This window comes from Sphingomonas sp. Leaf38 (assembly GCF_001421825.1).
Classification (GTDB): Bacteria; Pseudomonadota; Alphaproteobacteria; order Sphingomonadales; family Sphingomonadaceae; genus Sphingomonas.
Window position 1 is genome coordinate 1,317,322 of record NZ_LMLD01000011.1, and the last position, 24,910, is coordinate 1,342,231.

Consider the following 24,910-nt stretch of genomic DNA (forward strand, 5'->3'; position numbering starts at 1 on the left):
ATGACCGATCTTTCCCAAGCTCGCGTACTGATGCTCGCTGCCGATGGTTTCGAGACCGTCGAACTGTTCGAACCCAGGAAGGCGCTCGAGGCGGCGGGGGCGAAAGTCACGCTTGCGTCGATCAAGACCGACCCGATCCAGGGCATGAAGGGCGACATCAACAAGGCGGAGACGGCGACGCCCGAGCTGACGCTCGACGAGGTCGATACCGACGATTACGACGCGCTGGTGCTACCGGGCGGCGTCGCCAATCCGGACACGATGCGCCAGGAAGAGCGCGCGATCGAGATCATCACCGAGTTCATGGAGGACGGCAAGATCGTCGCGGCGATCTGCCATGCGCCGTGGTTGCTGGCCGAGGCGGACGTGATCGACGGCCGACGCGTGACGAGCTACCCGTCGATCCGCACCGACCTCGAGAATGCGGGCGCGGACGTGGTGGACGAGGAGGTCGTGGTCGACGGCAATCTGATCACCAGCCGCAAGCCCGACGACATCCCCGCGTTCAACAAGGCGATCATCGCCGCGCTGGAGGAAGAACTGGCCGACGAACCGGTCGACTGATCGGCGATGGTGAGGCGGGTGCCCGCATGGGGTGCCCGCCGCTCGCTGTCAGCGTGCGTTGACCCAGCGTTGGGCAGGCCGCTCGACCAGATGGTAGAGCGCGACCGAGGCTAGCAGGACGAGCGTAAGATAGAGCGCTATCAGCGGCAGTGATACCGCGCGTGCATCGGTTACAAAGGCGAGTTTGAACGCCTTCCACAGGATGAAATGGCTGAGATACGTCGCATAGCTGATCTCGCCCAGATAATGGACCACGCGGCCTTCGAACAGATTGCCACGACGCCCCGCAGTGAGCGCCAAGACCATCAGGACCGACGCGAAGAACGCGGGGACGACGAGGGTTTCGGGCGCGCCCAAAGCCCTGCTGATAGCCAACGCTACAGCGACGATGACGGTACCGGGTATCGCCCTTGGTCGATCTCGCCAACGCAACCATAATGCGCAGACGATGCTGCCGGTGATGAATTCGACCAGACACCGCAACAGGCCAAAGCGCGATATGTCGGCGCCGAGTTTCTCCGCATGCATCGTGAGGTGCAGGGCCACCAGCAAGGCCGCCGCGAGCGCCACCAGCGCCGCGCTCGGCAGCCGCCGCCAGTCCACCGCAATCACGAGTAGCGGAAACACCAGATAGGCGCCGAACTCGGCACTGATCGACCAGGCCGGATCATTCCATGACAATTCCTGCGTAAAGCCCCAATTCTGGAGCAACAGGATATGCAGCGGCAGTTCGGCGAACACGAATTGCGGGTCGGCTCGTCCGGTCGCGCGCAACACCAGCGCGAGCAGGACGGCGGCGGCGAGCATGACCAGATGTAACGGCCAGATCCGCGCGACGCGTTTCTGCAGGAAGCGGGGAATGCCCGCAAAGCCACTGGTGCCGATCCGCGCGCTCCAGGTCAGCCAGATCACGAAACCCGAGAGCAGAAAGAAGAAATCGACCGCGAGATAGCCCTTGGCGAAAACGTCGCGCAATGCGGTCGGCAGCCCTGCGATCGACAGGCGAATATGATACAAGACGACGAACCACGCTGCGATCCCGCGGATACCGGTCAACGCACGCAATTCATGCACCGGCGCGCGATCGGTCATGCCGATGCGGGACTCGCGGTGGCGGACGGCACGCGCCGCATCGACCGAAACGACTCCTCGCCCCGCTTGCGCGTCAGATACGTGTCGAGCCCGATCTGCGCGCCGATCAGCATGTAGACGAACGGCTGGAACGCGATGGCGATAAAGGCCGCGCCGAGCAGATAGACGAGATGCCCGGTCTGCAATGCCGCCGCGAGCGGCCCCGCCCAGGCGAAATCGCCGTCGGGGTCACGGTATCGACGGCGCAGGATTTCCATGCGGACGACCCCGATCAGGTTGATCGCAAGCCACAAAGCGAGCCCGAAATAGCCCTGTTCGCCGAGCATCTCGAAATAGGCACTGTGATAGGCGCGGCCTTGATCGACCGAAACGCGCGCGCCGGAATCGTCACCCGCAGACTTCACGTCGAAGCGGATGTGATTGCCCAGATATGCATTGAAGCCGCCGCCGAAGGGATGGCGTTCGGCATAGTCGATCGTCCATTGCCACACCGCGAGCCTGGTCAATGCCGACGAATCGGCATCATAGGTCTTGATCGTGTTCATCCGGTTGGTGAAGGTCGAGGGCAGGAACGGGACCGCCGCGAGCCCCAGGACGGCGAGCATGATCAGGTACGGAATCTTACGCTTGACTGCGCGGATCGACAGCACCGCGAGCAAGCCGATGCAGAGCAGGCCGGTGCGTGTCGAAGTGCCGACCGGGATCAAGAGGCAGGCGAAGACCAGTGCGACGCAGTAAGTCTTAACGCGCCAATCGGGTTTGAATATCGTGCCGTACGACATGAACCAGATTATGACCGGAATAATCGCGATCGCCACCGCGCTGATCGTGCTGCCCTCGTACAGTCCCGAATTGTTATCGACCATCAGGTTGAGCGTACCGTAGCCGCCGCCGCCGCTGGCAATCGTCTTGATCCCGCCGACGATGATGATCGATGAGGCCGACAGGATCATGAACAGCAGCAACGCCTCGATCCTCAGGCGCGTGCGCAGCGTCAGCGGCAGGAATGCGGCAAAGATCAGCGCCTTCCACACCCAGCCCCATTTCTCCAGCGCCTCCGCGGGGAAGTCGGCATTGATCGTCGTCGCCCAACAATACAGCATCAGCAGCACGATCAGCACCTGTCGGGCACCGACGCGGGTATCGCGCTTGTCCTCGACGAGAATCCAGCCGCCAACCGCCAAGGCGAACGCAATCAGCGAGATCGGTACCGTATTAAGTAGAAGATAGGTCAGACGCTGCGGCGAGACGATATCGATGTAGAGATAGGCGAGCACGAGCAGAAACGGTCGCTTGAACCCCATCGCGAAGAACGCGAACAGAAAGGCGATGAACGCGAGATCACGCACCGGGAGGAGTCCTGGGGCGACCGGGCTTGGGGGACGCGACGTCGTGCGGGCTTGGCTCGGAATCGAGATCGGGGCGTCGCAGCAGCAGGAACGCGGCGAGGATCATCAGCCCATGGCTCAGGCCGAGCGCGAGATTGTTGATCATGGTACGGCCTCCTCGTGCAGTGTGGGCGATCTGGGATCGTCTGTAGGTCTAGTCGGTTGACGCGCCGTTAAGCGATCTGTGGCAGATGGCGTCGACGATGCGTATCCTTCATATCCTCGACCACGGCCTGCCGCTGCAAAGCGGCTATACGTTCCGCACGCGCGCGATCCTCAAGGCGCAGGAAGGGCTGGGGTGGACCGTCGCGGCGGTCACCGGCCCGCGTCACGGCGTCGCGCCGGCTTTGGTCGAGTCGATCGACAGGCTGACGTTCCACCGGACGGCGGCAGGCGTGAAGCCGGGTCCCGTCGGCGAAGTCGCGGGGATCGCGGCCTTCGCCAGGCGGATCGAGTCGGCGGTCGATGCCTTCAAGCCCGACATCCTCCACGCGCATTCGCCGGTGATCGACGCGCTCGCCGCGCTGATCGTCGCGCGCAAGCGCAAGCTGCCGCTGGTCTACGAGATCCGGGCGTTCTGGGAGGATGCGGCGGTCGGCAACGGGACGGGGACCGCGACGTCGCTGCGCTACCGCGCGACGCGCGCGCTGGAGACATGGGCGGTGCGGCGCGCGGATGCGGTCGCGGTGATCTGCGAGGGACTGCGCGGCGACCTGGTCGCGCGCGGTATCGCTGCGGAAAAGATCACGGTGTCGCCCAATGGCGTCGATCTCGAGCTGTTCGGGACGGCGCCGCCGCGCGATGATGCGCTGGGCGCGGCGCTGGGGCTCGACGGTGCGGACGTGGTCGGGTTCATCGGCAGCTTCTACGATTACGAAGGGCTCGACGACCTGATCGCGGCGATGCCTGCGCTGGTCGCGGTGCGGCCCAACGCGCGGCTGTTGATGGTCGGCGGCGGGCCGATGGAGGCGGCGCTGCGCGCGCAGGCCGAGGCGTCGCCGGTGGCGGACGCGATCCGTTTCGTCGGGCGCGTGCCGCATCAGGAGGTCGAGCGCTATTACGGGCTGGTCGATATCCTGGCCTATCCGCGCAAGCGGATGCGGCTGACCGATCTCGTCACGCCGCTCAAGCCGCTTGAAGCGATGGCGCAGGGGCGGCTGGTCGCGGCGTCCGATGTCGGCGGGCATCGCGAGCTGATCCGCGACGGCGAGACGGGTACGCTGTTTCCGCCCGACGATCCGCAGGCGATCGCGGAGGCGCTGGCGGGAATGTTCGCGGACCGGTCCGGCTGGGACGAACGCCGCACGCGCGGGCGGGATTTCGTCAAGACCGAGCGTAACTGGTCGTCAAACATTCGGCGTTATGATCCGCTTTATGGACGGCTGATCGCAGCTGCTGCACGGGAAAAACGATGATCGCGCTTGGTCGCTACCCCCTGATCCGATCGCTGCCGCTATACGGCGCGGTGGCCGGCGGGCTGCTCGCCGCCGTCGGCGTGGTGGCGATTTCGACCGAGACGCTGGAGTCGCTGGTGTGGACCACCGGCGTCGCCGCGCTCGTGCCCGCTGCCGCGCCGCCGCTCGGGATGACTGCGCGCGCATTGCTGGCGCTGGGCAGCGGGCTTCTGGTTGCGGCGTTGCTGTGGTCGTCGCTGTTCCTGCTATTCGGGCCGGGCGGGTTCCTGATCCGCCGGGGCGCGCGCGAGGACGGCGTGCCGGTGATCCGCCGCGCCGATGCGCATCCCGACGCGCCGCCGCGCAAGCCGATGTCGGCGGCCGACCTGGGCACGCCGATGATGGAAGTGGGCGTGGGGCCGGATGGGCGCGACGAGCGGACGATCCCGGCTGATCTCGATTTGCCGCTCGCGGCGTTTGATCCCAAGGCGATCCTGCCGGTGCCGATGGAGCCCGTGCGCCCCGTGCCGCCGCTGATCCCGGCGATCATGGCACCGCTGATCGCGGTCGAGTCGACGGCGGCGGCGACGACGTTCGTGACCGCGCCCGCACCGCTGCCGGCGCATCCGCCTGTCGTCGCCGCAAAGGCCGCTGTCGAAGCACAGCCTGGGGTTGCGCTCGAGCCCTTCGTCGAGGCACCGCCTGGAGTCCCGCCCGAGCCCTTCGTCGAGGCACGTGCCGTGCCGGTGCAGGAGGACGTCGTCGAAACCGCGGCGCCGACGCCGATCGCGCGGCCGGCACGCGCGGTGGTTGAACCGGCGTCGCCGCCGACGATCGAGGCGTTGCTGACTCGGCTCGAAAACGGGGCACTCCGTCGCGGGTTGATCGGCTCTCACTGACCGCGCGAGCTGACGCCCCTCCGCCGGGCCTACGTACCGGACCCTGCTGAAACCGCTGTTTCTGCCTGATCCGCTCTGATACCCATAGCTCGAAAACATCGAGGAGGGATCATGGCTGGCGCGGATACCAAAATTGTCGAGCCGGCAAACGAGGCTGAACGCGGTGCTCCCGTGGAGCAGGGGGCGACGCGCTACGCCTGGTACGTGCTGTCGATCCTGTTCCTCGTCTACGTGCTGAACTTCGTCGACCGGCAGATCATCTCGATCCTGGCGGAGGACATCAAGCGCGACCTAGGGCTGAAGGACCAGGATCTCGGCTTCCTGTACGGCACTGCGTTCGGGGTGTTCTATTCGCTGTTCGGGATCCCGCTCGGGCGGCTGGCGGACAATTGGCACCGCGTGCGGCTGATGACGATCGGGTTGTCGCTCTGGTCGGTGATGACCGCACTGTCGGGGTTTTCGCGGACCGGTGGGCATCTGGCCGCGGCGCGGATCGGGGTCGGGATCGGCGAGGCGACCGCGAGCCCGTCGGCCTATTCGATCATCTCCGATTATTTCCCGAAGCGGCTGCGCGCGACCGCACTCTCGATCTACTCCGCAGGGCTGTACGTCGGCGGCGGCTGTTCGCTATTCATCGGCGGGCTGATCGTGCAGGGCTGGAACACGGCCTATCCGGGCGGCGGGCCGCTCGGGCTGGTCGGGTGGCAGGCGGCGTTCATGGCGGTCGGCGTGCCGGGGCTGTTGCTCGCGGTGTGGATCGCGACGCTGAAGGAGCCGATCCGCGGGCTGGTCGAGGGGCTGCCCGAACCCGAGAAACACCCCGCGCCGTTCCGCGCGTTCGGCGCCGAGCTGGTAACGATCGTGCCGCCGCTTACGCTGATCGGTGCGGCGATGGGTGGGGCGCGTGCGCTTGGGTATAATCTGCTGGCGCTCGCGCTGGTAGCGGCCGCGGTGACCGGGCTGATCGAGGCAGGCGAGCCGTGGCCGCAATGGGTGGCGATCGGGATTGGCGTGTATGCGGTGTTCTCCTGGGCGTCGGCGTTGAAGCGCCGCGATCCGCCGACGTTCGCACTGATCGTCGGAACGCCGGCGTTCCTGTGCACGGTCGTCGCGTACGGGCTGAACGCGTTCCTGAGCTATGCCGCGAGTTTCTGGGCGGCGCCCTACGCGTTGCGCGAGCTTGGCGTGACGCCGTCGTCGGCGGGGTTCATGATCGGCAGCCTGGGCGCGACCGCGGGTTTTCTCGGGCTGACGATCGGCGGCGTGGTGTCGGATCGGTTGCGGCGCGGTAATCCCGCCGGGCGGTTGTGGGTCGTGATCTTCGGCGCGGTGGTGCCGGTGCCGTTCCTTGTGCTGGCTTTCACCGCCAGTGCGCCGACTGCCTTCTACACCGGGATCTTCCTCGCGCAGCTGACCGCGTCGTGCGCGCTGGGCGCGGCGGCGGCGACGACGCAGGACATGGTGCTGCCACGGATGCGCGGGACGGCGACCGCGACCTTCTTCATCGGTACGACGCTGATCGGGCTGGCGCTCGGGCCGTATATGGCGGGGCGGGTGTCGACGCTGACGGGGAGCCTGTCGATCGGCATGCTGTCGTTGCTGGTAGTGACGCCGATCACGCTGGCCTGCGCGGTGGCGGCGTACCGGCTGGCACCGCGCGCCGAGGCGACGCGGGAGGCGCGGGCTCGGGCTGCGGGGGAGGCGGTTTAGGGGGGGGCTGCCTGCTTGCCCTCCTTCCGTTCGTACTGAGCGAAGTCGAAGCACCTCCGTTTGGGGCACACCCTTCGACTTCGCTCAGGGCGAACGGGAAAAGGGGGGCGAACGGAAGAGGCAGGCGTACGAAAAGAAGCGCCCCTCTCGTCTCGAGAGGGGCGCTGGTACTCAGCCGGCCTGGAACACGCCGCAGGCGATGCGGCCGCCGCTGTTGCCGGACGGGTCGGTCATCAAGTCGTCGGGCGCTGCATGCACGACAAACGCAGCGCCGTCCGCGTCGAGCAGTCCGGCCATCGTCGCACCCGGGATCGTCATGCCGATCGTGCCGCGACCATCGGTGCCGATGATCAGGTTGGGCAGGTCGCCATCGTGCGGACCCTGCGGGTTCATGCTGCCGTGCTTCGTGCCCGTCGGGTTCCAATGGCCGCCCGCAGTCGTGAAGTCGGGTGCGTCGCAGCGGCCGACGGTGTGGATGTGCGCGCCGTGCGTGCCGGGAGGCATCGCCTTGGCGTCGAGCGTGAAGCGGACGCCGCCGGCGACTTCGGTCGCGGTGGCGCGGCCGACATCGACGCCGGTGGCGGTCATGAGCATCGCGGTGGCGCGCTGGCCGCCCGCGACCGGGGTGCCGGTGTCCATCCCGCTCTTTTCGCAGGCGCTGAGGCCCATCGTTGCCGCGCCGAGCAGTGCCAGTGTCGCAATCCGCATATCGTCTCTCCCTGTTATTCTTCTGGCGAACCCCCCGCCGCGGCTCTGGTTCCCGGCGGCGTATCAAGTGCCCAGCGCGCGACGGGCGCGTAGGTCGCGCCATCGCGGCCGAGATGGCTCTGGTACAGCACGAGGTGGGGGAGCGGGAAGGACGCACTGGCGAGCCCGGCGTGCGTCGCCAGCCAAGGATCGACCGCGATCCCAACGGCGGCAGACCGCGGTAGCCGCGCGACCGTCATATGCGGGAGATAGGCGCGGCGTTCGGGCTCGAGCCCCGCGCGAACGCACGCCTGATCGACCTTGCGGTGGAGGGCTGCGAGCGCATCGTGCGGAGTGAAGCCGACCCAGAGCGTATCGGTCCGGCCCCGCTTCTCGAATTGGCCGACTCCGGCGAGCGAAACGACCGGCGCCGGCGCGACGACATGGCTGAGCGCGACCGCGATATCTTCCGCCACCGGCCGCTCGACCGCGCCGATGAAGCGCAGCGTGATGTGCAGCTGATCGTCGTCCTGCCAGCGCGCGGCAGGGACGCCCTCCATTATGTCGAGCAAGCTCCGACGGATAGGCGGCGGGGGGCGGAGGGCGACGAACAGACGGATCATGACCGCGACAGGTTAACCGTCACTATGGCGCGCGATGCAACCACTCCGCTTGAAAAGCGTCCTGCAAAAGACGATATTCACCGTAACCGGCACGATGCCGGACAAAGGAGCTGATTTCACCATGGCTAATTGGTCTGACCCCCGGCCCCGCGCCACGTCGTTCGGAACGACGGCCACGGGGCAGCGTACCGAGGCCTATGACGCTGGTCTCCGGTCGTACATGCTGTCCGTCTACAACTATATGGGCTCGGCGGTTCTGCTGACCGGCATTGTCGCGATGCTCTTCGCCTGGGGCGGCGCGGAATCGCCTGCCGCCCAGGTATTCCAGAGCGGCGGCATCCTGAAGTATGTCATCATGTTCTCGCCGCTGGCGATCGTGTTCGGCATGAGCTTCGGCCAGAACCGGATGAGCACCGGCACGATGCAGATGCTGTTCTGGGGCTTTGCGGTCCTGATGGGCCTGTCGATGTCGACCATCTTCCTGGTCTATAGCGGCACGTCGATCGCGGGCGCGTTCTTTGCGACCGCCGCCGGTTTCGCGGGGCTGAGCCTGTACGGCTACACGACGAAGCGCGATCTGTCGGCGTTCGGGACCTTCCTGATCATCGGCGTGGTCGGCCTGCTCGTCGCCAGCCTGATCAACATGTTCCTGCAGTCGGGCGTCATGCAGTTGGTCATCAGCGGCGTCGGCGTGCTGCTGTTCGCAGGCCTCACCGCCTACGACACGCAGCGTACAAAGAGCCTGTATGCGCAGGTGGCGGGCACCGACATGGTCGGCAAGGTCGTGATCCTATCTGCACTCAGCCTCTATCTCGACTTTATCAACATGTTCATGTTCGTGCTGCGTCTGTTTGGTAGCAGCCGTAACTAACTCCCGCTAAGGGTGTGACGAACGCAGGGCTCGGCGGGACACCGCCGGGCCCTTTTCTTTTGGCCTCAGGATAGGAATGGGACGCGCGATGCGGCTCTCGATCGACGTGCGTCTGGATTACGGAATCGGGGGAGACGCCGATGTGCTGCTCCAGATCGAGGCCGCGGCGATGGCCGACCAAAAGATCGAATCCGAATCGCTGACGATCTGGTCCGACAGTCCGATCCGCGCGGTGCGTGGCGAGGACGGGATCGGCCAGCGCTGCTGGTCGCGCGGACATGGCCGCTTCACCGCAGAGTATAAATCGATCGTTGCGGTGTCGCGCGAGCGCGTCCAGCTCGAGCTGTATCCGGCGACCCCACCGCGGATGCTCGATGGCGATCTGACGCCCTATCTGATGCCGAGCCGCTATTGCCCGTCGGACCGCTTCGAAGGCTTTGTCGCGCGCGAGTTCGGCGGGCTGGAGGGCGGGCCGCTCGCCGCTGCGTTGACGGAATGGGTGTACCAGTCGCTCGACTATCGGTGCGGTTCGAGCAGCGGGGCGACGACCGCGCTCGATACGTTCGCGTCGCGATCGGGGGTGTGTCGCGATTATTCGCATCTGCTGGTGTCGCTGGCGCGCGCGGGCGGGATACCGGCGCGGTGCGTGTCGGCCTATGCCCCCGGCGTCGATCCGCCCGACTTCCATGCGGTGGCGGAGCTGTGGCTGGCGGGCGACTGGCGGCTGATCGATGCGACCAAGATGGCGACGTGCAGCGATATCGCGCGCGTGTGCGTCGGGCGCGATGCGACCGACATCGCGTTCATGACGGTGTTCGGTCAGGCGTATCTCTGGGAGCAGCGGGTCACGGTCACGCCGCTCGACTGAGCGCTGCCGCAGGCGGACCCTTGGGAAACAAAGCGCGGCTGGACCGTTGGTCTTCGCAAAGATTTCAAAGAGGGACATTCGCGATGACCGACATAGACAAGAGCGCACTCGACAGCCTTTCGGTCGCACCTGACGAGAAGGACGCCGAGGGCAAGAGTTCGGGCCGCGATCCGCGCCAGGAAGCGGGCCAGGACAAGTCGATCGCCAAGCGCCTGCAGAAGAACCCTGACAGCGCCGATGCGCGGCTCGACAATGGGTTGGACGAGTCGATGGACGGTAGCGATCCGATTTCTGCGACTCAGCCGGGGTCGGGCACTGAGCCGGCACAGTCGTCGGGCTATGACGCGGATGCCGAGCGAGCGCTGCGCGAAAAGCAGGCGTAACGCAGCTGCTGCACAACGAACGGGCGCCGGTCGCGATCGACCGGCGCTTTTTTGTTGCCTAAACGCCTCGCAACACGATCAAATCGCTTGATTTCATTCGGTTCATCGCAGCCTTGTTGCAGCGCAACAGCTTTCATGGTCGCTTGGGTTACGGAAAGATGACGCGCGATAGGACCGTTGTTAACCATCCGGGCGCATAGTCTGCCGGTTCCTTGACGAGAGCGGGGTGACGACATGGCTTCCAGAATGAAACCGGCACAGGGCTCGATGACGCTGGCCGAGATGAAGGAATTTGCGAGCTTTCCGAGTTCGACGCAGCGGTACATTCGCCGTTCGCTCGATGTCGGGCTCGACCGCGACGACGCGATGACGCGCTGGTCACGCGACGTGGTCGAAGCCGCGAGCATCCGGGCGCAGGCGCGGCTTTACAACACGCTCCCCGATCTGCGTGCGATGGTGCCCGACGACAGCGGCCTCGATGCGATCGAGCCGTTCCTGGCGCCGCTGATGACGCTCGTGGCGTTCGACCTGGGGCAGGGGCGGCTGACGGGCTTTTCCGCGCTGCGCTTCCTGTACGAGCGATTGATCGGTGCCGAGGTCCGGCCTTGGCTGCCGTCGGCATTCTGTGCGGCGGCAGCGCTGCCGCATCTGCATCCCGAGTTGCGCCGCAAGCTGCTCCAGTCAATCAGCGAGGCGGCGGCGACTGCGTCAGGCTGGTCGAACCGGCAGCCCGCTTTCTTCCCTTATTGGGTCGAGAAGGTAGATTCGGGCACGACGCTGACGAACTGAGAGGTACCTCTGTCGCTCCGGACTTGCGCACTACCGGAGCGGCGTCGCGCTATCGGCATGCCCGCCAGCCCATCGCGCCGCGGTCGGCTTGGTCGAGATGCAGATGGTCGGCATGGGCCGCGTTGTAGTCCGGCGACAGGGTCGTCGCGAACAGCTTGCATGCGCCGTCCCGCACGGCGTGGAGGAAGGTGGACTTCGCACCGCCGCGCTGCCAGTCGCGGGCGACGGTGATATACGTACCGTCGCTCAGGCGGAAACCGGCGATGTCGACCGCATCGGCGGTCGAATGCTCGCTCCACGTCCCCGCATCGCGGCCATAGATCCGCCGGCAGCTGTAGCTCCCGAAATGATCGATGCTCACGACCCGCGCTCCGAAAAAGCGGACGGCAGCAGGCTGGATGACGTTCCATTCCCACATCGAGAGCGCTGCGGCGACCGGGCAGGCGACGCCGAGCCCCGCGGGCACGAAGGCGATCTTTCGCGCGCCACCGGTCAGCCTGACCGCATCGGCATAGCCACATTGCCCATCGCCTTTGCGCGGCGGCAGGGCCGTGTACCGAACGCCCGCGCGGTCAAGCAGCGCCCGGCATTGCGGGAAATCCCCGGTCAGCGCCGTCAGCTTTCGTCCGGTGGACATCCCGATCGGCTGGTCGAGACCAAGCGGCGTCCAAGGCAGGTCCTGTGGGCGCGCGCGCAGCATCGACCACAGCATCAATCCGAGCGTCGCGACGACCATCAGCCCAACCAGCCAGCAAAGCGTCAGCCGTACCGTCCGCATGTCAGCCGCGCACCGCGTCCAGCAGTGGCTCTGACGTAACAGGATAGCCCAAGTCGTGCGGGATACAGAGATGCTCGATCCCGTCGCGCACTTCGGTCCATGGTGTCACGGTCCGCACCGGATGCGCACGGGCATGTGCGACAGCGGCGTCGAAGGTGGCAAATTGCGCCAGCCGTTCCAGATTGCGCCGGGTCGGAAAGATGATCGTCGCGCGCCCCGCATCCGCCTCCGCTAACACGGTGGCCGCGGTCGTCCAGAACAGCCGGACATTCTCCGTCGCATCGACGCGCGGTTCGGGCGCGCCCGCCGGCAAACGCGCCAGATAGAAGCGCGTATCGAAGATCCGGGCATGGGCATGCGCGGGTCGCCACCGCGCGAAATATTCCAGCACATCCAGGTCGAGACTGACGTCGGCATCCGTCAGCGCCGCGCCAAACGCGAGTCCGTCATGCAGCGCCGCGCGCAAACGCTCGAACGCGGAGGGGGACGGCATCGGCGACAGGCCGATCGGCAGGCCCGCTTCCTCGATCGTCTCGCGTACGGCGGCGATTCGTGCTGCGCTTTCCGAGTCGTCCTTCCCAAGCATCGCCGCGAGCGCATGGTCGCCCGGATCGACACGCCCGCCGGGAAACACCAGCGCGCCGCCCGCGAACGCCATCGCCTTCGCGCGTTCGACGAACAGCAATTCGGGCGCACCGCCGCCGGCATCGCGGAATACGACCAGAGTGGCGGCGGGAATGGCGGGTGGCGTGTCGGTCATATCCCGGCGTAACGCGTCAAGCGCCGATCGGGTAGCGCGAGCGATGGCGTCGCAGCATGCACGGGCGGCGTGAACGTACGGCGTTGACGGGCGGCGCGTACAAGCGGCGTCAACGCGCGGCGGGGACGGAGCCGGCGGCGGCAGGGGCAGCCCCAGCGGTCGGCGTGGCGTAGAGGAGCGACCAGCCCGGCGGCAGATAGTCGGTCGACATATAATAATAGAAGGCACACGTGCCATCACGCCGGTAGGTGCCGCCCTTGACGAGGCCGAGCGCGACGGTCCGATCGAAGACCGGTGCGCCGCTGTCGCCGGCCTTGCACGTCGGCCCGGCGACCGCGACCCAGGTCGGCAGGCACGCGCCGCCGCACAGGTCGCCCGCCGGCGCGAAATCGACCATGGCGACGAGCGCGCAGCTATACCCGGTGCGTTCGCCGCGGTGGCAGACGAAATCGCCCGCGCGCGTGCTTTCGCGGTTGCGCCAGGTCGAGACGCTCCGCGTCAGCGTCTTGGCAGTATCGGCATAGAATGCCGGCGCGAGCGTCTGGACGGTCGGCAGCGCATTGATCTGGACGTCCTGATAGCCCCACCCCCATTGGCCGAAGAAGTCGAGCGCGACGCTGCCCCGCTGCGCATCGACATAGCGCAGCGTGTCGGGACAGTGCGCCGCGGTCGCGATCGCGGACCGTAGGCCATCGGTGACGACGAACCCGGTGGTACAGGCGTAACGCCGACCATCGACCGTTCCGACGACTCGAGCGCCGCCCGCGACGATCGGCACTCGTGCGGGGGGCAGCGTCTGCGGCGCCCCCGGCGTCACGCTCGGCGAAGTCGGGTCCTGAATCGGCACGGCCTGCGCCGTGTCCAACGGGCGAGCGTCGATCGCCTCGATCCGAACGGGCACGCCGGTCATCGTTTCGAGCTTCCTCCGCAATGCACCGTCGCGATCCAGTTCCGCATCGCGTCCGCTGATCATCACCAGTAGCGCGCCGGTCTGCTGATCGATGCCCAGACCAGGCGGATGCGGGAGCGCGGCGCGGATCTGCGCCTGATAGGTGGCGATCCTGGTCAGCATCGTCGCGCGGTTGACGGTCGCGCCGGTTCGGAAGACGATCGGCACGACGCGGTCGCCAGCCAGAAAGGACTGATCCGCGACCGGATCGTTCCCGGTCAGCAGGATCACGATCCGGTAAGTGGGAAGGTGCTCGACGACGATCCCCGCCCATCGATCGCGATAGGTTTCGCGCAGCTGATCGGTGACGACGATGCTGTCGGTCTGCGCGCGCAGCCGATGCATCGCCTCGTCGAGCGGTACGGCGAACGCGCGGGTATATTCCGCAGCATCCTGCATCAGCGCATCGACGGGCAGTTGCGGGCGTGGTGCGATCGCGCCCGTCGCACCGGTCGCGGCCGTCTGCGCGGACGCGGGTGCCGAGACGAGGATCAGCAGGGTGAGGGCGAAGCAAAGCCTCACTTGGAACGTCGACATCGTGATACGTATCGCAATAGGAGAGGCGGGTACCAGTAACGCTCCAGCGTGAACCGGGGCTTGCCGGTATCGCATAAAATGCTGGTGAGGCCGCAACTCGGTTGACGGCGTCGACTAGCCGGACGCCCCCAGCACCAATCCGGTGCAGACCTGGTTGCGACCGCTTTTCTTGGCCAGATACAATGCGCGGTCCGCCGAGGCGATCAACGCGTGCGGCATTTCTGCCGAGCCACCATGGCGCCACAGAACGGTGGCGGCGCCCACGCTGATCGTCAGGATGCGGGCATCGGTCGGTGCATGGCGATGTGGCAATTGCAGACCGCGAACCGCGTCGCACGCGCGCTGGCCAATGTCCGCCGCCCAGTCGGCACCGCCCTGCGCGAGAACAATGGCGAGCTCCTCGCCGCCATAGCGCGCGACGATATCGTCGGATGAGAGCGGTAAGGCCTGTAGCGCGGTCGCGATCGCACGAAGACAATCATCGCCGGTCTGGTGGCCGTAGGAGTCGTTGAACTCCTTGAAATGATCGACGTCGAGCAACAGCAGCGACATCTGGTTCTTCATCGTCTTGACCTGCGTCCAGGCTTTGGCGAGCGCGATGTCGAACGCGCGGCGGTTGGCGAGGCCGGTCAGTCCATCCTTCATCGCCATCGCAATCAATTGATCCTCGAGCAGCTTGCGTTCGGAGATATCGCGGATCACGACCGCACGTTCGCCGAGACCGTCCAGCGTCGGGCCACCGACGGGACGCGAGGTGATCTCGGTCCAGACCAGCGTGCCGTCGTATCGTCTGATCCGCACCGTCACGGTCGCGCTGCGAATCTGGCCGGCGCGCAACTGCGCGGTCGCGGCGGCAATTTCGGGCAGATCCTCCGCAACGACGAACTCGGCGATCGAATGCCCGAGCGCTGCCTCTACCGGCCAGCCGAACAGCCGCTCGACGGAGGGCGAGATATAGCTGAACATCATCTCCGCGTTGACCGTTGCGATGACGTCGCTGCAATATTCGCCGAGCAGGCGAAGATTGCGAAGCTCTTCGCGATCAATCTCGGAAGGTGTTGTCATTGCGCGTGCGGTGCTCCGTGGCAACTTGTGGACGATGCACGGTTAACATCGCATCAATGCGCCGGCATCGGCTGCAGGCTTGGGTGCGGGGTCCGATCGCGTCGGCATCGCGCGCGGGCCGGCCGGCGACGGCGATAACCCGGCTTCGTCAGGTCGATCGTGGCGGCATCATGGGGATAGGCGTCCGCGGCCGGAGCAGGACGAACCGGAAGCCCCTCTCGCATTTTACGTCGGCACGGCTAACCGACTCTATAAAAATCCCGCGGCGTCAGCCTCGAATGCGCGGCGTGGCAGCGGTCAGCGCGGCGGCGATCGCCGCGTACATCGGCTTGGCCTTGAACGCGCGGTCGTAAGGGCAGGGACGGCGTCGCGCCTTGTCCGTCCGCGGCTCGAATCCCTCGATCCAGCTGTAGCGATCGCTCATGCCCCACAACAGTACATCGTCGAGCTGCGGATAGGACAACATCTGGTCGAGATAGCCGCGCGTATACGCTGCCACCGCCGCGTCGCGTCTTGCGATGTCGGCGGGCAGCGCGGCGTCGCGGACATCGAGTTCGGTGATGACCAGCGCGTACCCCATGCTCGTCACTGCATCGAGGAAACGGCGCCACTCGCCTTCCAGCGCCGCGATATGCACGCGCGTATCAACGCCCTGCGTGATGATATGCGATTGCACGCCGAGCGCATCGACTGGGACGCCGCGCGCCTTGAATCCTTCGAGCAGTCGCAGCACGCCGGCGCGGTGCTGGGCATTGCCGGGCTCCCAGCTCATATAGTCGTTGTAGACGAGTTGCGCGTGCGGCGCGGCGGCACGCGCAATATGGAAGGCGAGGTCCAGCGTCGCCGTTGAACCGCCCAGCGCGCGGGACAGTCCGGTCTGGTACAGCGTCGCATCGGCGGGATTCACGGCTTCGTTGACGACATCGTAGCTCTGGATGCGCGTGCCGTATCGCTCGCAGACGGTGGTGATATGATCGACTAGCAACTGTTCCGCCGCACGACGGGGGGTGGCGCCGAAATCATGATTTTCCGCCCAACGTGGCATCCATTTCGGCTGATGCCATAGCAGATTATGTCCACGCACCGGCAGTGCATTGGCCTGTGCCCAGGCGATCATCGCATCGAACCGGGCAAAGTCGAAACGGGTAGGGGTCGGCCGAAGCGCCTGCCACTTCAGCTCGTTCTCGGGCACCAGAATACCGCAGTCGCGCGTAAGCAGCGCGGCGTAGGCAGGATTGGCAAACGATCCGCGATCCGCCCCGGGCATTCCCCAAGCAAAGCAGGCGCCGAGCCGTATCCCCTTGCTTGCGGCGATGGCCTGGAGCCCGCCGGACGCAGCGGGGCGGTGCATGTGCGCGCGGCCGGCGCCACCCGCCGTTGCGGCCAGTCCCGCCAGCATCGTGAGTCCGGTGCGTCGTGTGATGTGCATCGATGATCCTCGCGGTTTGACTGGCGTAGCGATGTCATTGTGGGTTGCGGGTTGCGGGTTGCGGGTTGCGGGTTGCGGGTCGCGTGCGGGACGCGTGCCTTGTAGCGGGCAAGATCGTGCGCATCCGTCCTCAGCACGTATAGGCGCGGGTATCGCGAGCGCCGCGGTATCCGCGGTCGCGACCATCGGGATCGTGTGAAACCATGCCTGCAATCGGTCTCTCCCATCTGGCGCGCAACGCGTCCGGTGCGCATTGACAGCGCATCCGATAACCAGACATGGTATCGCTATCACGACGATGGCATCGACAGCAATGCCGCGATTTACGGGAGCGGATCATGCCTGACGGTGCCACGACATCCTTCGCAACGAGCCGCCGCGGCGTGCTTCGCTGGCTCGGATCCGCCTCGATCGCGGCGCTGACGCCTGGCGGCGCGGCGGCGGCGATGCGCGGTGCGATATACAAGGATTCCCGCGCGCCGGTCGATCTCCGCGTCCGCGACCTGATGGCGCGGATGACGATCGAGGAGAAGGTGGCGCAGACCATATCGCTGTGGGCGACGAAGGCGGACGTGATGACCGCCGGGCAACTCACGTTCGATCCTGCCAAGGCGAGCGCGGCCTATCCGGCAAGCTTCGGCCAGATAACGCGACCGTCGGATCTGCGCGGTGGCCCGTCGGTGGCCGAGGTCGCGGGCGGAACCGGTGCACGCTTCCGGGGGTCGGCATCGACGATCGCGTTCGTCAACGCGGTACAGCGCTGGGCACGCGAGGGAACGCGGCTGGGCATCCCGGTGATCTTCCACGAGGAATCGCTGCACGGGTACATGGCGCCCGATGCGACGATGTTCCCGCAGGCGATCGGCATGGCGGGCAGTTTCGACCGCGACCTGATGCGCCGCGCGCAGAGCGTGATCGGCCGCGAGGTGCGCGCGCATGGCAGCCATCTCGCATTGTCCCCGGTTGTCGATATCGCCCGCGATCCGCGCTGGGGACGGATCGAGGAGACGTTTGGCGAGGATCCGTACCTGTGCGGCGAGATGGGCGTCGCGGCGGTCAAGGGTTTGCAGGGCGACAGCACGACGCTGGCGCCGGGCAAGGTGTTCGCAACGCTGAAGCATATGACGGGGCACGGCCAACCGCAGGCGGGCAACAATATCGGCCCCGCGCCGATCGGCGAACGCGAACTGCGCGAGAGCTTTTTCCCGCCGTTTCGTGCGGTCGTCACGCGGACCGGGATCGGCGCGGTGATGCCGTCCTATAACGAGATCGACGGCGTCCCAAGCCATGCGAACCACTGGCTGCTTGGCGACGTGCTGCGCGGCGAATGGGGATTTTCGGGCGCGATCGTCAGCGACTACGGGGCGATCGAGGAACTCGACACGATCCACCATGTCGCAAAGGACCAGGACGAGGCGGCGCGCCTGGCCCTGCGCGCGGGCGTCGACAGCGCGTTGCCCGATGGTCTTGCCTATCGCACGCTGCCCGCGCAGGTCCGTGCTGGGGCGATATCGATCGCGGCGATCGATGCGGCGTGCGCGCGGATCCTGACGCTGAAGTTTCGCGCCGGGCTGTTCGAGGCGGCGAGCGTCGACGCGAAAGCGGCAGCGCGGCTGACGGGCAACGCCGAGGCCCGCGCGCTCGCGCTTGAGGCGGCACGCAGATCCTTATGCCTGCTGACCAATGACGGCACGTTGCCGTTGACCGCGAAGGGGCGGGTCGCGGTTATCGGTCCCAATGCGGCGATCGCGCGGTTGGGTGGCTATTCCGCGCCGCCGCGCCAGTCGGTGTCGCTGCTCGATGGCGTGCGCGCGATCGTGGGCAGCGCGGCGGAGATCGTCCATGCGCAGGGCGTCTTCATCACGCAGAGCGAGGACCGGTCGGTCGACGAAGTCCTGCTCGCCGACCCGGTCCGCAACCGCGCGCTGATCGCCGAGGCGGTCGAGATCGCGCGCGGTGCCGACACGATCATCCTGGCGATCGGCGATACCGAGCAGACCAGCCGCGAGGGGTTCGCCAGAAATCATCTCGGCGACCGCACCACGCTCGATCTGGTCGGCGAGCAGGGCGCGCTGTTCGATGCTCTGCACGCGCTGGGTAAGCCGATCGTCGTGACGGCGATCAATGGCCGGCCGCCCAGTTGGCCCGATGTCGTTGCGCGCGCCAATGCGATCATCGAATGCTGGTATCCGGGGCAGGAGGGCGGCACGGCGATGGCGGAGGCGCTGTTCGGGCGGATCAATCCGGGCGCCAAACTGCCCGTCACGGTGGTTCGCGAAGTTGGGCAGGTGCCGTTCTATTATAATCGCAAGCCCTCGACGCAGCGCGGCTATCTGTTCGCCGAGATGACGCCGTTGTTCCCGTTCGGACACGGGCTGAGCTATACGCGGTTCGAGATCGGCGAGCCGCGCCTGTCCGCGGCGCGGATCGGTCGGGCGGGCAGCGTCGTCGTCGAGGTCGAGATCACCAATATCGGCGCGCGGGCAGGCGACGAGGTGGTGCAGGTGTACGTCCACGACCTCGTCGCGTCGGTCGCGCGACCGGTGCTCGAACTAAAGGGCTTCGAGCGCGTCACGCTCGCGCCCGGCGAGCGCCGCACGCTGCGCTTCACGCTCGGGCCCGACGCGTTCGCACTCTGGGATTCGGCGATGCACGAGACGGTCGAGCCCGGCCAATTCCACATCATGGTCGGGCCGGACTCGGCGCATCTGAAGACTGCGGTGCTCGAGATCGCCTGATTCAATAGCTCATGCGGACCGACATCCGCAGCGTTCGCGGTGCGCCGGGAAAGATCCAGACCGGGCTGTACGAGCTTTGTGCATAGCGCGCATCGAACAGGTTGTCGGCTTCGAGCCGGGCAGTGAATGCAGGCGAAACGGCGTATTCGACGGCGGCCTTCGCCTTGAGGTACTCTGGCAGGACGAGGCCGCTCGTGTCGATCGCGCCAGCGCGGGCGCCGACATAGCTGATCCCGGCACTGACCGAGGCACCGCGACCGCCCGCGTCGAGAAAGCGGCCGAGCGCGAATAGCGTGGCGGCGTGTTCGGGGACGTTGAGGACCCGGTCGGTGGCGAAGCTGCGATCGTCGGTCCGCGCGCGCGTCAAGGCGTAGTTGGCGACGACCTGCCAGCGTTCGGCAATCCGCAACGAGGCGTCGAACTCGATCCCGCGGCTGGTCAGCGAACCTACCGGTGCGAGGAAGTTCGGGTCGACCGGGTCGTTGGTCAGGATGTCGCTCTTGGCGATGTCGAACGCGGTGACCGCGATGTCGAGGCCGGGCAACGCCGCCGTTACGCCGACCTCATAGCCGTTGCCGCGTTCGGGCGCGAAACCCTGACCGTCGCGACCGATGCCCGAATTCAGCAGGAAGCTCTCGCCCCAATTGGCATGAAGTGCGAACCGATCGTCGATCGCATAGCGACCGCCGAGTCGAAAATTGACCGGCGCGTCGACGCTCAGGCCAACGATACCGGTGCGGTTGTTGCGGATGCGCTGGCGATAGGCGTCGACCCGCACGCCCCCACTGAGCGTCAGGCGCCGCGTCACGTCCCACATATCCTGAACATACAGCGTGGCGGCGCGGCGCGTCTCGTCATTGTCGGTGAACGGCAGCAGCGGCAGCGCCTGGCCGCCATAGACCGGCGCAAAGACAGCGATCGCGTGGGGTACCGTCGCGGTCGGGTTCCGGCGGAGCAGTCCCTCGTGATAGGCGAGCGTATAGCCCTTGACGCCGATACTGGCGCGGTGCGCGCCGAAATTGCCGGTCAGTTGCAGCCGCGCCGATAGGTCTGCGACGGTGTAGTCGCGCGCGCGACGCTGACGCCACAGCGTGTCGCCGCCGACCAGCCTAGACTGGTCCGACGAGAATCCGCGTAGCGAGCCGGTGCGCCGCGCGATCCCGCCGTCGAGCGTGAGGTAGTCAGCGAGTGCGATCTCTCCGGACAGCTGGTGGCGGGTGTTGCGGAACCGCGTCGTTCCGTCCGCGGGTTCGCCGAAGTAGCGCGTGCGCGGCAGCGCATTGGCGTCGCCGTTGATCGCCGGGATACCGCGGTCGAACGGGGCATCGAATTGCGTGATCTCGCCGATATAGGTCAGGCGGGCGCCATCGCGCGGCGCCCATGTCAGCGACGGCGCCACGACGCGACGCCGCACGGGGACGAAATCGCGCCATCCATCGCTGTTCTCGGCGGCGACCACGATCCGCGCGGCGAGCGTAGCGGACAGCGGCCCGGTCACGTCCAACTCGGTGCGGCGCGTATCGAACGATCCATAGGTGAGCGTTGCCGTCGCACGCGGCGTGAAGCGGGGAGTCTTGCTGACGATGTTGACGCGACCGCCCGGATCGATGTCGCCGAAGACTGCGCCGGCCGGTCCCTTGAGCAGCTCGATCCGCTCGGTGGTCGCGGGATCGCGTGGGGGCGCGAGGCCGCGATTGGCGAGGAACCCATCGACATAATATTCCGCGCCGCCGTCGGGCGTGCCGAGAAAGCCGCGGATCGCGAAATTGTCGAGAAAGCCGCCGCGATTGTTCTGGTTACTGACCCCGCTGACCAGTTCGAGCGCGTCCGATAGACGGTAGGTCCCCGCAGCACTCAGCAGATCGCGTTCGAGCGAGCGGCTCGATGGCGACATGCGTTCGGTCGCGACATCCGACGACAAGGTCCGATCCGGTGCGACGCGGCGGGTGCCGAGCACCACGATCTCCTCGCTGCCAGTCTCGCGATCGGGCTCCTGCGCCGCCACCGAGAGCGGTAGTATGAAGCCGAAAAGGGCGGTGATCGGTCCGGTACGCCGCAGAAAAATCAGCAAGACAATTTGCCTTTTTGGTGATGATGTAACATCGCAGTGAAGGAGGTATGACACCTATGTCAATGATGATCACCGCGGCGGCGGTTTCCAACGACGCGCTGGCACGGACGACCCCGCCGATCGCGACGAAGCGTCAGCGGATCGTGTCCATCGACGCCCTGCGAGGCCTCGTCATGCTGTTGATGCTGGTCGATCACACCCGTGAGTTTTTCTATTCCCACGCGCCGGTCAGCGATCCGATGACGATCGCGACGACGCCACCCGCGCTGTTCTTCACGCGATCCGCCGCGCATCTGTGCGCGCCGGTCTTTGTCCTGCTGACCGGGCTGGCGGCATGGCTGTATGCCGAGGGCAGGGCGCCGGACGAGCGTCGCGCGGCGGCATCCTCATTCCTGGTGAAGCGTGGGATGTTCCTGGTGGCGCTCGAATGGACCATCGTCAATTTCGCGTGGACGTTCGATCCCACCCCGGCGCTCGTCTACCTTCAGGTGATCTGGGCGATCGGGTTGTCAATGATCGCGCTCGCCGCGATCCTGCATCTGCCGCGTCCACTTGTCGTCGCGTTCGCGCTGGTGATCGTGCTGGGCCATAATCTGCTCGATCCGGTTGCGATCGCCCCAGGCGAACACGGGCACGTGATCTGGGCGGTGCTGCACGACCGCGGGCTGCTCGTCCTACCCTTCGGTGGGCAGGCCCGGACATCATATCCGGTACTGCCATGGATCGGCGTGATCGCGCTGGGCTGGGCGATCGGACCCTGGTTCGCGCGCACCGTCGATCGCATTGAGCGCCGCCGTCGGCTGCTGGTTGCGGGGGGCGGCGCGCTCGTGTCGTTTGCGATCCTTCGCACGATCGACGGCTATGGCGAACCTCTCTTGCGGGAGCATGATGGCGGAACGCTCGCGACGGTCATGAGCTTTCTCAACCTTACGAAATACCCGCCGTCCGCCGACTTCCTGCTGCTAACCCTTGCGATCGGGGTGATCCTGCTCGCCGCAATCGAGCGGATGCCGGCGCGGGTGACGACGGTATTGGCGGTGTTCGGATCGGCGCCGTTGTTCTTCTACATCCTGCATCTGTATGTCGTGCATGCGCTGAATAACGTGGCCGGATGGGTGCTGGGCGTGGACGGCACATTGGTGAGCGTCCCGAATGTGACGGCGCTCTGGCTGGTGGCGGGGCTGATCGCGGTGCCGTGCTGGTTTGCGTGTCGCAGCTTTGCCGCGTTCAAGCGTACCCGAACCGGTTGGTGGTGGCGGTACCTTTGATACCGGTGAGGACGATGCGCGCGTGATCGTCGCGCGCATCGTCCGAAGGGGTCAGATCAGACCTTCGTGCTGCATCGCCGTCTGCACCGATGGACGGCGCATCAGCCGGTCGCGGAACGCGGCAAGCTTGGCCGGCACCTCGATGTCGTTCTTCTGCGCCCAGAGCAGCATGACGAACAGATAGAAATCGGCGACGCTGATGTCCGTACCGAACAGGAAGTCGCCCTGCATCGTATCGGCGAGATAGGTCATCCGCTTGACGATCGTCTCCGCGGCCTTGGCCTTCTCGTCATCGCCCGCGCCGGAGAAGAACGGCTTGAAGCTCTTGTGGATTTCGGTCGAGATGAACGCCAGTGCTTCGAGCAGATGCGTATGGCCCATCGCGCCCGCCGGCTTCAGCGCGCTGTCCTGATGCGCGATCCAGTCGAGGATGGCGATGTTCTCGCTCAACGTCTCGCCCGAATCCAGCGTCAGCGCAGGAACATAGCCCTTGGGGTTTATCGCGGTGTAATCGGCGCCGCTCTCGGTCCGCTTGCCCTTCAGATCGACCTTCTCGTGTTCGAACGAGAGGCCGGCCTCGTGCAGCGCGATGTGGTCCGACAGGCTGCAGGCACCGGGCGAGTAATAGAGCTTCATCGTGTCTCTCCGTGTTGGACGGCTTGAACGCGCAGGATACTCATTGGCTGCCCGGGTGACTGCGGCCCGGTTGACGGTCGATCGCTTATTCGAGGTCGTCGTCGTCGATCATGACCACGTTGGCATTTGGCCGCTGGTCGGCGACATCGGCGCAGACGTCGAGGATCTCGTCGCTGAACCGTTCGAACAGCTCGAGCGCGTCGTTTTCGGGCTCATCGCCGCTCAGTTCGCGCAGCACGGCGTATTTGACCGCAAAATCGCGCTCGTCGCCGTCGATCTCGGCAGTGAACTCGACCTGTTGCGCGACGTCGTTGTCGGTGAGGCTGGCTTGGTCAACGGTAATACGGTTTGGCATGGCTCAACTCCTGGAAACGAGACGGCCCTGCCTAAGAGACTCGTCGCAAGCAAGGACTTCGCGATATCGTTTTCGCTTTGTCGCCTGCGCGACGCAAACATCGAATTGCACGCGGGCGGCCGAGACACGTGCTAATCGATAAAAGTTATGCCCGTCGCGAGACGGCAGGGCTGCGGGAGGGGCTGGGACACGATGATGCAGACGGAACTATCGGCGCGGTCCAACCGGCGGCTGGTCCGGCTTGTCACCGAGAGCCCGATCGCATCGGTCATCAGCGATCCGCGGTTGCCCGACAATCCGATCATCGCGTGCAACCAGGCGTTTTGCGACCTGACCGGCTATCCGGCGGCGCAGGTCGTCGGGCGCAACTGCCGGTTCCTGTCGGGCCCGGCGACCGAGCCGTGGCTGTCGGAGGAGATCCGGCGCGGCGTGCGCGCCCATACGCCGGTGCTCGTCGAGATCCTGAACTACAAGCGCAGCGGGCAGCCGTTCCGTAACGCCGTGCTGGTCGCCCCGATCTATGACGAGGAGGACCAGCTGCTGTATTTTCTCGGGTCGCAGGTCGAGATCGACGCGGGTGCCGCGACACCCTCGAGCATGCGCCGGATCCGCGCGGCTGAGATGGTCAAGGCATTGTCGCCGCGACAAGGGCAGGTGCTCAAGCGTGTCGCGCAAGGCCTGCTCAACAAGCAGATCGCGGCGGATCTGGGGCTCGCCGAGAAAACGGTGAAGATGCACCGCGCGATCCTGATGGAGCGGCTGGCGCTGCGGACGACCGCGGATCTCATCCGGCTGGCGGTCGAAGCGGGGCTTTGAGATATCGACCGATACGGACCAAGTTCCGTATCGCGGCTCGTCTCGCGGGGGCGTATTCAGGTTCTGGTCGTCACAGCGGCCGGGGCGCGGGGTGTACAGCCAACGCATCGCGTCCTGGGTGGAACTCCCTCCGATACCCTTCAAGGCCGCTGTGGCGCCATCATCGGGGGACGTGCGCCGATCAATCTCGGCTTGCGCTTCCCGCAACGAGGCTGGTTCTCCACGCGAGCGGGCCAGCCG

At 66.2% G+C, this 24,910-nt stretch carries 24 protein-coding genes; 11 read left to right on the plus strand and 13 right to left on the minus strand.

Going from position 1 to position 24,910, the window contains the following annotated elements; genetic code table 11:
- The gene (locus ASE88_RS13405) at positions 1-564 is read left to right on the plus strand and encodes a type 1 glutamine amidotransferase domain-containing protein (RefSeq protein ID WP_055878364.1); all 564 of its coding nucleotides are present in this window, start codon (positions 1-3) and stop codon (positions 562-564) included.
- 48 nt (positions 565-612) lie between these two features.
- Here ASE88_RS13405 and ASE88_RS13410 read toward each other — a convergent pair whose 3' ends face one another.
- Genes ASE88_RS13410 through ASE88_RS19250 form a run of 3 tightly spaced genes read right to left on the minus strand, consistent with a single transcriptional unit; the run spans position 613 to position 3,150 of the window.
- Positions 613-1,656: an acyltransferase family protein gene (locus tag ASE88_RS13410; RefSeq protein ID WP_082466540.1), complete on the minus strand. Its 1,044-nt coding sequence runs from the start codon at positions 1,654-1,656 to the stop codon at positions 613-615.
- A complete protein-coding gene (locus ASE88_RS13415; protein ID WP_055878361.1) occupies positions 1,653-3,005 on the minus strand; it encodes a putative O-glycosylation ligase, exosortase A system-associated in 1,353 nt (450 codons plus the stop codon). The genes ASE88_RS13410 and ASE88_RS13415 overlap by 4 nt, the downstream gene beginning before the upstream one ends.
- Positions 2,998-3,150: a hypothetical protein gene (locus tag ASE88_RS19250; protein WP_200910208.1), complete on the minus strand. Its 153-nt coding sequence runs from the start codon at positions 3,148-3,150 to the stop codon at positions 2,998-3,000. Before ASE88_RS19250 ends, ASE88_RS13415 begins: the two co-directional genes overlap by 8 nt.
- Positions 3,151-3,247: 97 nt before the next feature.
- Between ASE88_RS19250 and ASE88_RS13420 the strand changes: the two genes are divergently transcribed.
- The 3 genes from ASE88_RS13420 to ASE88_RS13430 all read left to right on the plus strand — a co-directional run bounded on the left by ASE88_RS13420 (position 3,248) and on the right by ASE88_RS13430 (position 7,047).
- The gene (locus ASE88_RS13420; protein ID WP_055878876.1) at positions 3,248-4,459 is read left to right on the plus strand and encodes a TIGR04063 family PEP-CTERM/XrtA system glycosyltransferase; all 1,212 of its coding nucleotides are present in this window, start codon (positions 3,248-3,250) and stop codon (positions 4,457-4,459) included.
- On the plus strand, positions 4,456-5,337 hold the full coding sequence (locus ASE88_RS13425) for a hypothetical protein (RefSeq protein ID WP_055878358.1): 882 nt from the start codon (positions 4,456-4,458) through the stop codon (positions 5,335-5,337). Before ASE88_RS13420 ends, ASE88_RS13425 begins: the two co-directional genes overlap by 4 nt.
- A 111-nt stretch (positions 5,338-5,448) precedes the next feature.
- Complete coding sequence (locus ASE88_RS13430; RefSeq protein ID WP_082466541.1) at positions 5,449-7,047, plus strand: spinster family MFS transporter; 1,599 nt, start codon at positions 5,449-5,451, stop codon at positions 7,045-7,047.
- 171 nt (positions 7,048-7,218) lie between these two features.
- Here the strand turns inward: ASE88_RS13430 and ASE88_RS13435 are convergent, their stop codons facing one another.
- Both ASE88_RS13435 and thpR read right to left on the minus strand, forming a co-directional pair.
- The gene (locus ASE88_RS13435; RefSeq protein ID WP_056478485.1) at positions 7,219-7,755 is read right to left on the minus strand and encodes a superoxide dismutase family protein; all 537 of its coding nucleotides are present in this window, start codon (positions 7,753-7,755) and stop codon (positions 7,219-7,221) included.
- Positions 7,756-7,769: 14 nt separating this feature from the next.
- Positions 7,770-8,357: an RNA 2',3'-cyclic phosphodiesterase gene (gene thpR / locus ASE88_RS13440; protein WP_056478487.1), complete on the minus strand. Its 588-nt coding sequence runs from the start codon at positions 8,355-8,357 to the stop codon at positions 7,770-7,772.
- Positions 8,358-8,478: 121 nt separating this feature from the next.
- Between thpR and ASE88_RS13445 the strand changes: the two genes are divergently transcribed.
- From ASE88_RS13445 to ASE88_RS13460, 4 genes are all read left to right on the plus strand, one after another.
- Complete coding sequence (locus ASE88_RS13445; protein WP_055878870.1) at positions 8,479-9,228, plus strand: Bax inhibitor-1/YccA family protein; 750 nt, start codon at positions 8,479-8,481, stop codon at positions 9,226-9,228.
- An 88-nt stretch (positions 9,229-9,316) separates the two neighbouring features.
- Complete coding sequence (locus ASE88_RS13450; protein WP_056479541.1) at positions 9,317-10,096, plus strand: transglutaminase-like domain-containing protein; 780 nt, start codon at positions 9,317-9,319, stop codon at positions 10,094-10,096.
- A gap of 83 nt (positions 10,097-10,179) precedes the next feature.
- Positions 10,180-10,479 carry a hypothetical protein gene (locus tag ASE88_RS13455; protein WP_055878352.1) on the plus strand — a complete coding sequence of 100 codons (300 nt, stop codon included), beginning with the start codon at positions 10,180-10,182 and terminating at the stop codon, positions 10,477-10,479.
- Positions 10,480-10,713: 234 nt separating this feature from the next.
- Positions 10,714-11,268, plus strand: coding sequence for a hypothetical protein (locus ASE88_RS13460; protein ID WP_056478489.1), 555 nt, complete (start codon positions 10,714-10,716; stop codon positions 11,266-11,268).
- A 49-nt stretch (positions 11,269-11,317) separates the two neighbouring features.
- On the opposite strand, the gene ASE88_RS13465 is transcribed toward ASE88_RS13460, so the two are convergent.
- From ASE88_RS13465 to ASE88_RS13485, 5 genes are all read right to left on the minus strand, one after another.
- Positions 11,318-12,046, minus strand: a complete 729-nt coding sequence (locus tag ASE88_RS13465; RefSeq protein WP_055878347.1) for an extensin family protein — start codon at positions 12,044-12,046, stop codon at positions 11,318-11,320.
- 1 nt (position 12,047) lies between these two features.
- Positions 12,048-12,806, minus strand: a complete 759-nt coding sequence (locus ASE88_RS13470; protein WP_056478491.1) for an NUDIX hydrolase — start codon at positions 12,804-12,806, stop codon at positions 12,048-12,050.
- Between the two features lie 109 nt (positions 12,807-12,915).
- The gene (locus ASE88_RS13475) at positions 12,916-14,292 is read right to left on the minus strand and encodes a hypothetical protein (protein ID WP_200910209.1); all 1,377 of its coding nucleotides are present in this window, start codon (positions 14,290-14,292) and stop codon (positions 12,916-12,918) included.
- Positions 14,293-14,406: 114 nt separating this feature from the next.
- Positions 14,407-15,357 (minus strand): sensor domain-containing diguanylate cyclase, encoded by a 951-nt coding sequence (locus ASE88_RS13480; RefSeq protein ID WP_056478493.1) that lies wholly within the window; start codon positions 15,355-15,357, stop codon positions 14,407-14,409.
- Between the two features lie 268 nt (positions 15,358-15,625).
- Positions 15,626-16,786, minus strand: a complete 1,161-nt coding sequence (locus ASE88_RS13485) for an endo-1,4-beta-xylanase (RefSeq protein ID WP_056478495.1) — start codon at positions 16,784-16,786, stop codon at positions 15,626-15,628.
- A 338-nt stretch (positions 16,787-17,124) separates the two neighbouring features.
- Here ASE88_RS13485 and ASE88_RS13490 point away from each other — a divergent pair, with 338 nt between their 5' ends.
- Positions 17,125-19,524, plus strand: coding sequence for a glycoside hydrolase family 3 N-terminal domain-containing protein (locus ASE88_RS13490; protein WP_056478497.1), 2,400 nt, complete (start codon positions 17,125-17,127; stop codon positions 19,522-19,524).
- A gap of 1 nt (position 19,525) precedes the next feature.
- On the opposite strand, the gene ASE88_RS13495 is transcribed toward ASE88_RS13490, so the two are convergent.
- Positions 19,526-21,595: a TonB-dependent siderophore receptor gene (locus ASE88_RS13495; RefSeq protein WP_235527939.1), complete on the minus strand. Its 2,070-nt coding sequence runs from the start codon at positions 21,593-21,595 to the stop codon at positions 19,526-19,528.
- 56 nt (positions 21,596-21,651) lie between these two features.
- Between ASE88_RS13495 and ASE88_RS13500 the strand changes: the two genes are divergently transcribed.
- Positions 21,652-22,863 carry a DUF1624 domain-containing protein gene (locus ASE88_RS13500; protein ID WP_235527940.1) on the plus strand — a complete coding sequence of 404 codons (1,212 nt, stop codon included), beginning with the start codon at positions 21,652-21,654 and terminating at the stop codon, positions 22,861-22,863.
- Positions 22,864-22,914: 51 nt separating this feature from the next.
- Here ASE88_RS13500 and ASE88_RS13505 read toward each other — a convergent pair whose 3' ends face one another.
- Both ASE88_RS13505 and ASE88_RS13510 read right to left on the minus strand, forming a co-directional pair.
- Complete coding sequence (locus ASE88_RS13505; protein ID WP_056478499.1) at positions 22,915-23,499, minus strand: glutathione S-transferase N-terminal domain-containing protein; 585 nt, start codon at positions 23,497-23,499, stop codon at positions 22,915-22,917.
- Positions 23,500-23,584: 85 nt separating this feature from the next.
- The gene (locus tag ASE88_RS13510; RefSeq protein WP_055878329.1) at positions 23,585-23,854 is read right to left on the minus strand and encodes a DUF1488 family protein; all 270 of its coding nucleotides are present in this window, start codon (positions 23,852-23,854) and stop codon (positions 23,585-23,587) included.
- Between the two features lie 195 nt (positions 23,855-24,049).
- On the opposite strand from ASE88_RS13510, the gene ASE88_RS13515 reads away from it, so the two are divergent.
- Complete coding sequence (locus ASE88_RS13515; protein ID WP_056479548.1) at positions 24,050-24,670, plus strand: LuxR C-terminal-related transcriptional regulator; 621 nt, start codon at positions 24,050-24,052, stop codon at positions 24,668-24,670.
- The last annotated feature ends 240 nt before the right edge of the window (positions 24,671-24,910 follow it).